Genomic DNA, 7211 nt, shown 5'->3' on the forward strand with positions numbered 1-7211 from the left:
TCTCAGCTATTCCGTACATACCAGCAATTGGTGATAGACGCTTGGCCAGATTGAGACTTCCCCGGATGCCAGCGGCTCCCTTCTGAAAAAACTTGGCATAGGAAGCGGCTAACAGAGATTGTACAGGGACAAATGCCACATCAATTAAACGGTATGCAGCAGCATATATACCTGTAGCTTGTAATGTAGAAAGACGCGCCAGCATGGTTTTATCTACATTGTTGTTAACCGTTTCAGCACAAAGGTTGACAGAAAAGTAGAATCCCTGAAGCATCTCCGGCTTGATCTTTGATATTGCCAATTTAGGAGTTCCTAACATCCGATGTACCATCAGAAATCCAACCCCAGCTGCTATTGCTGTACTAGCCAGATATAAAGCTGCCCAAACTACAATATCTGATGTCTGAAAGAAGCTGACAAAACAAAGTGTTGCCACTAAGTTTTTTAGACTGAGTAAAAAATGAATCTGGGCGGTGTGCTTAAGCTGACTGACCGCGATAAATGCCTGACCAGCGGTGGCTAAAATTTTCAAAAAGAGTAAGTCAGACAAAAATACCAAAAATATTAGCAGGGGCGACGTTCCTTGAGGTAAAATAGCTGGAGCTATAAGCATAACTAAGGCAATTAGCACCAAACTAGAGGTAAAAACCATCAACAGCGCATTGCCCCAGTATTCCTTGAATAAGGCTCGGTTTCTAGAGACATTTTTAATTAAAACATCTCCACTACCCCAGGTAGCAAAAGGTGATATAATCGCCGCTAAAGCCGTCAAACTAGCAAACAGACCATACTGTTGAGCACCGAGGGTACGAGCAATAATCACGAAATAGGCCGCTTGGACAATCATCTTCAGAAATTTAGCCAATAGCATCCACAAGGTGTTACGTACTAGGGATTTCTGAAATATGCCAATGAGCCTGGATTTGAGGGATTGAAAATTCATATCAAGTAGTTTGGATCATACCTTTTTGCTGCCAGGATTATCTGCCAAGTTGGTAACTGATCGAAAATCATCTCTGATTACCCAGACTAAGAAGACAATCAGCGAATTATTGGTATGACTTATACCAAGTTGCCATCGAAGATATTACTCTAAAAGTTAGCATCATAATATCTCTGAAGGCAACTTATATATTATCTGATTTATCCCTACTTATATGGCTAATTTTTTATTATCCTCACCCTTAGGCTGACTAGCTGCTTAATCCCACTAATTCTTTGCTGTGCCATGCCGATATCTCCCGCCTTAATAATTTGAAGAGCTTTTGATTGTCATTGGCATAGATAGTGTAGAGTTTTTGAATCGCTGATGGACTGGGTCGAAGCTTTTGGTGTTGTAAGGGTAAGCGCTGATCAACACGATTAATCAAGCCACGCATAAATGGGAAACGGGTTCCGAGATAACGAGCAATTGGTGAACTAGTGCTTTTATGGACTTTTTTATACTTTTTACTAAAATCAAACGAAGAATCTATCTCAAGGAATTCACAAACCTTTTTCAGAGAATCGTCTGAGTTTTGAGCAATGTCTTCTTCAAAGACTAGAATTAGCATTTGCTTAGGATCGAAGTAGTCATAGTAGCCTTGCAGTTGGCGATAATATCGTCCCATGTCGATGATGCCATAGCGCTCAACTAGGGGTTGTTGATCACCAACTAATAGTTCATCAAGGTCATCATTGAGAGATATAGCTCCATTTTTGATAAAGTGATTTATAGCAGCAATGGCTCGTTCAACTGGATTTCTTAGGACTACAATAAGCTTTGCTTCAGGCAATGTTTCGTAGATCAGCCGATGGGAATAGGGAATTTCTTCGAGGGGGTCATAGTAGACTTTACCCTGGGCATCAGGCAATGGATCGATCCATAAGTAATTAGGAGTTTTTTCTCCAATAACTTTTTCTCCATTAACATCAGCAAAATGGTTTTTATACCATTCAATACCTTGATTGAGATTATAGGTCTTATTAAAGTAATGAATCTCATTTCCAGGTATAAATACCTCAGGATGTTCCCTGAGATTATGGGCTAACCAGGTAGTTCCAGCCTTTTGGGCTCCAATGATTAAAAAGTTCGGTAAAGTCACTAAAAACTGTCTCGTAATATCGAACTGCTATTTCGCCGTTGTTAATTATACCTAGATTAAAATCTATAAAACAATTGACTATATTGCTGATTATCCTAAGTAATTTAGCTGATTATCTCTACGCAAATTTAGGTATTAATACGGATTATTTTCCCTAACTAGAGAATAATTTGAGTAAGAAATCATGACCTTATTATATAAGACTATTAACTAGTATACTTTTGGGTAATTATTACTACCCAGCTCCTACCAATTATTTAAGATATATTAACCAGGAGTTAATCAGGGTAAACGCATCTAATTTGGTATAAATGGTAACAGACAAAAATATCATTAACTCAATTTTTTGGGTAAATTCCCATAAATCCCATCCTAAATCAGTTTTTTTGTTCAAAGTCAGCGGAAAATTCGTTGACTTTGAACAAAAATCAAAGTCGGATTTGCGTACGCAACCAGAATGTAGAGTACTCTCAAATCGACCTTGGATAACACGGCCAATAATTGAGAATAAATTGGGCTTATTGATAATAACCAGGGTGATTCTAGATTTTTGATACTATTGTTTACTTTTTAACTGTAAGTTTTGATACAAATTTCGATGCGTTTACCCTGAGGAGTTAATCCGTAACTTGTTGATAAGTCAAGATGCGTATAACTCTGCGGATTATTTTTGCTAGCCAGAGAATAATTTTAGGACGAGATGCTGAACTAAGGGGCCAATAAATTACTGGTTTTACAAGACTATAGGGCATTAGTCCTACCCACAGGAACCAATGACTCCAGAGTAGCTTCTTTTTCCAATTAAATTTAGAATATTTCCAGATTGAGCAATATCCTTTGTAAGCTAAGACTACAGGGGAATCAGAAGCAAAAGGATGATGGTGAGGATCTAGTCGTAAAGAAGCGATACGGTGAATCAAATGATTGGGGTCACGAAAGCTCAAATCCGGGCATACGTGATAGCCGAACTCAGTCGCCTTGCTTACTAAATAGTTATACTTGATAAAATCATGGTTGATAGACCGACGAAACCGTTCAATGGGAATGGTTCCCTTAGAAAAAGCCCACAAATTCTTCCCATGTTGTCGGTATGCCCCAAGGGGTTTTTCAATCGATACCACTTGCCCATAAAATGGGTTCAGGGTGACTAGATAACCATCAGCAGCTATGGTAAAATCAGATTCGGGTATAGGAAAAATTTGAGCTAGTGCTGACCGTGCAAAACTATTGCCACTGGTTACAGTACTGCTGTACTTTCCCTTCTCCAACAAAATTGGCCAAACGGTGCCACTATCAAATGTTATGTCTGGAGCTGGATGGATACCAATAAATTCACTAAGGGCATTGACCAACTCTAAACGATATTGCACCTGAACTACCCCTGGTTTCCAAACGGCTACCACTTCGGACACCGCATTAGGGAATAAGTAATCATCAGCATCTAAAAAAATTACAATCTCCCCACGGCTGACATAAAAACCGGCATTGAGCGCTGATGCTTGCCCACCATTTTTTTTGAGGATAGGAGTAATTTGCTCACCGTAGCTATTGATAATATCCTGAGAGTTGTCAGTGGACTCATCATCCACCACAATGACTTCGGTATTTGGATAAGTCTGACTCAGGCTACTGTCAATTGCTTGAGGTAGAAACTGACCGTAATTGTAGTTGTTGATTACAATGCTGACTAATAACTGACAGTTTTCATTCATTTCAATAGGTTTTGTTGTCGCTCTAATGGAATAAGCACCGAAAGAGCTACAGATGTGTATAGCACCCAAAAGATATTGTTTTGTATCATCACTGATGTCTCTGTGATATTGGCTAACACGGTATAGGTTAATAACAATAATGGCCAGAGATTCTCTGATGTTTTACTTACACGAAGCCAAGCAATAGCTCTTAGTAAACTAAAACTAAATCCAATTAGGTAGATTAATACTCCCAAGATTCCTAAAGCTAGCCATAGGTCGAGCAAGCCGTTGTGGGCGTTGGGAGCTGGCCACAATACTGCACGCCAGACATAGGCAGATTCACCATTCAAGCCATTCCAGAATGAACCATAGCCATAACCGAACCACGGCTGTTTCTCAATCATGTCCAACACGAAGGGCCATAGCTTTGTACGACCGGTTAAGGTAGCATCTTTACCGATTGCACCTAGCAAAGCGTCTGCATTATCTAGCAACCAGATTAAGACGCTGCCTCCGAATGTTGTCATGGCAAATATAGCCGGAATCAGTAAGTAATATCGCCACCGTAACATCCGGTATAGATATAGAGATAATAACATAATTATAAGACTAACCAGTGCAGTTTTTGAAGTTGTAAATAGTAAAAGAATTACGGCAAAGCCAAACCCCCCCCACAACAGTAAATTATTTTTTTTGCCCCGAATAGCTAGGAGCAAAAATACGACTGCACTGGGCACCATTACTTTGCCAAGAACATTTTTATGGACGTAGATTCCTCGCCAAGTTCCAGCATGAACTCCCCCCATAATCCCGTATTTCGGCAGAGCCACAATAAACAGAAAACTGAGCAATATTGCTACTCCGAACGCCCAACCCAGCATTTCTAGCTGTTCTTTCATGGTGTAGCGACTGGCGAGGTAAACACCAAACAAGGTTGTGCCAATTAGGGCAACAGCACGGTTGATAGTCGTTGTTGGTTCAGAAGACCAGAAAACAGATACTACTGCTATCCCCACCAACAGACTCAGCCACCTATCTTTACTGAGGACATAAAGTACCTTTTTCCACCGTAGTGTTAGGAGGAAAAAGGTAACGAGATAAATTAATACGAACAGCAATCTACTGAGGGAGGAATCAAATTCTTGTATGACATCCCCCTCACTTCTGCCTCCTGATAAAATTACAGTGAGTACTCCTCCTGAATAGAGCACCAAGGAAACAGTAGTGAAAATCGGTTCAAAAAATGCCAAAATTTTTCTCATGAACCTTGGTTTATAGCAAAAAATTGTAGGTATACTATTGTAGTCATAATGTTATATGCAAAAAGTTACTAATTCAGAACTTATATCATGTTTGGAGGCTTCTTTGTGGTATAATGAAACTAGCCATATAAATGTAGCAAGCTTGCTGGGGAAGGAATAGGCAAGTTTCGCCACGATTATGGCATTTCAAAACCATGATATTGCTTGACTTCACAGGTTTTTTAAACCCTGACCTAAGAGTAATAATACTCCTAAACTTGATATTAAGCAGTGATTATTTTCTACAAAAGCTTACTTTATACAAAAATTGTTTTAGTGAAAAGATAACCTGTATACAAAACCTGATCTAAATCTGCAAGTATAGGATTTCAATGGGTTAATCCTATACTTGCGAACTAGGGCAATGGATGGCATTGTTTCAAGTTAGTATTATCTGGCCAGCTAAGAGTGAATCTACACCCTTAAACCTGCTGAATCTAAGAGGCTCAGGAATTACCCAGATAGGGAAATGAAACCCTATCCCTAGGGTTGATTTATATGTCAAGCTGAGATGGATAAAGTCGGACTAACTAGAGATTTGCCATCAAAGTAGTCAGGAATCGGTGCTCCCATCAACCTCAAGATGGTTGGGGCTATATCTACAGGATGAGCCTCTGGCAAACTAGAACCTGGGGTTATTCCTGGTCCAGTTGCCATCAAGAAGCCTCTGGCTCGGTGACCACCAGGACGATTATAGGTAATTGGACCAATGCGTCCCACATCAGGACTATCCACTACATCTGTGGGACACTCGTGCCATACGACTACTAGGTCAGCATCTGGCAGTTTGGGGTTATCATCTGTGGCTACGTTATGGGTGCGCACTACTTGTTTAACTAATGGTTCTCCTGTCCTACCATCGGTAAGGCGATAAAGGAAGTCTGTTAGGTTATCGCACAGAGCATCATACTCGGAAGGCTCAACAATACCATCTCGTTCCCGTCCTTTGAGGTTGATGCGAATATGTCCATCAGCAAAGGCCGGTAAAGCAAAGGCTTTCATCTTGGGCCACAGGGGAGTATATAGAGTAGCTGGCATCCAACCCAATTGCACTCTGTGCTTCATGAGGGGATAAGGAGAGAGTAAACCGTGCTGGCCAGATTGTAAAAAGGCTTTATGGGTCCAGGTGTTGAACAACTGCTTAATGGGATTGGGTTCATAAATCTGTCGCCATACTTCCCCTGGCCAAGAGTTGCGGATTGGACGAGTAATTGGTGGTGGGGGAGTGACTCCGATTTTGCTGGGAGTAATGGCATACTTGCCAGGGAAGTTATACCGATAGACCAATTCTGGCAGGAACATCATGCTCATCAAGTCGGTAACATTGGCAGCCATGCCATGAACTGCGAAACACAAGATATAGGCATCCTTAGGCGCAGCAGCGATAATTTTTGCGATCGCATCATCCACCGCTTCAAAGATTTTCAGCATGGGGTCTCCAGCCTTACCATTCTTTTTGCTCTGGTAAGGGTAGAGCTGGTGATCTGGTTGGCTGCGGTCCCACAGGTCATGACCAGCACTGTGAGTTTCACCGAAAGCGGTCACGAACAAGTCCCACGGTTCACGCTGAAGTAAATCCCGACAAATCTCTGAGCGGGTGGAGATACTAGTTTTTAGAGCTTGCTGAATCCATTTAAAATAAACTGGATCCCACCAGCGACCATTATCTTTATGGAGCACTGGGTTTTTGCCGTATTGGGCAATAATATTGGGCAATAATTCCGGCGGTTGGGAATGGCTTGGCACAAAGGGATAATGTCCCCCCCAACCCAAAATTTGTAAGCCATTAATTTGATCTGACAGTGCTGATACTGGTACATCAAAGGCAGCAACCCGGTAGTCATCCCCTAAGGCATAAAAGGGATTATATTCTTTATAATCGTATCCACTATAAATTTTGTCGCAGACTACTTTATAAGTGTCTGGATAAAATTTTATCGTATCCCAAAAACCGGTTTTATCTGGTAAACAACCGGTAGAAAACATCACCCACAAGGGTTCAGTGGAGGAAAATTCAACTGTCTTCTTGTTGTAGTTAACGGTATTGTTCAGGCGACCATAGATTCCTTGTTGCCGTATTTTGTTGAGGGTCTTCAGATGTCCTTGGGACATCCAATTCTCCAACAATAGCG

Annotated in this window: 5 protein-coding genes; all 5 read right to left on the bottom strand. The window is 41.0% G+C overall.

Features of this window, described 5'->3' with window-relative positions:
• On the bottom strand, positions 1–943 hold a 943-nt coding region (locus F6K20_RS17545; protein ID WP_287295448.1), incomplete at its 3' end, for an oligosaccharide flippase family protein.
• 250 nt (positions 944–1193) lie between these two features.
• Positions 1194–2084 carry a sulfotransferase domain-containing protein gene (locus F6K20_RS17550; protein ID WP_008179470.1) on the bottom strand — a complete coding sequence of 297 codons (891 nt, stop codon included), beginning with the start codon at positions 2082–2084 and terminating at the stop codon, positions 1194–1196.
• A 617-nt stretch (positions 2085–2701) separates the two neighbouring features.
• On the bottom strand, positions 2702–3796 hold the full coding sequence (locus tag F6K20_RS17555; protein ID WP_008179474.1) for a glycosyltransferase family 2 protein: 1095 nt from the start codon (positions 3794–3796) through the stop codon (positions 2702–2704).
• Entirely contained in the window at positions 3793–5040 is a 1248-nt protein-coding gene (locus F6K20_RS17560) for an O-antigen ligase family protein (RefSeq protein ID WP_008179476.1), read from the bottom strand. The genes F6K20_RS17555 and F6K20_RS17560 overlap by 4 nt, the downstream gene beginning before the upstream one ends.
• A gap of 540 nt (positions 5041–5580) precedes the next feature.
• Positions 5581–7211: alkaline phosphatase family protein (locus F6K20_RS17565; protein ID WP_287295450.1), on the bottom strand; the 1631-nt coding region annotated here is incomplete at its 5' end.

The sequence above is a fragment of the Moorena sp. SIO2C4 genome (assembly GCF_010672485.1).
GTDB lineage: Bacteria > Cyanobacteriota > Cyanobacteriia > Cyanobacteriales > Coleofasciculaceae > Moorena > Moorena producens.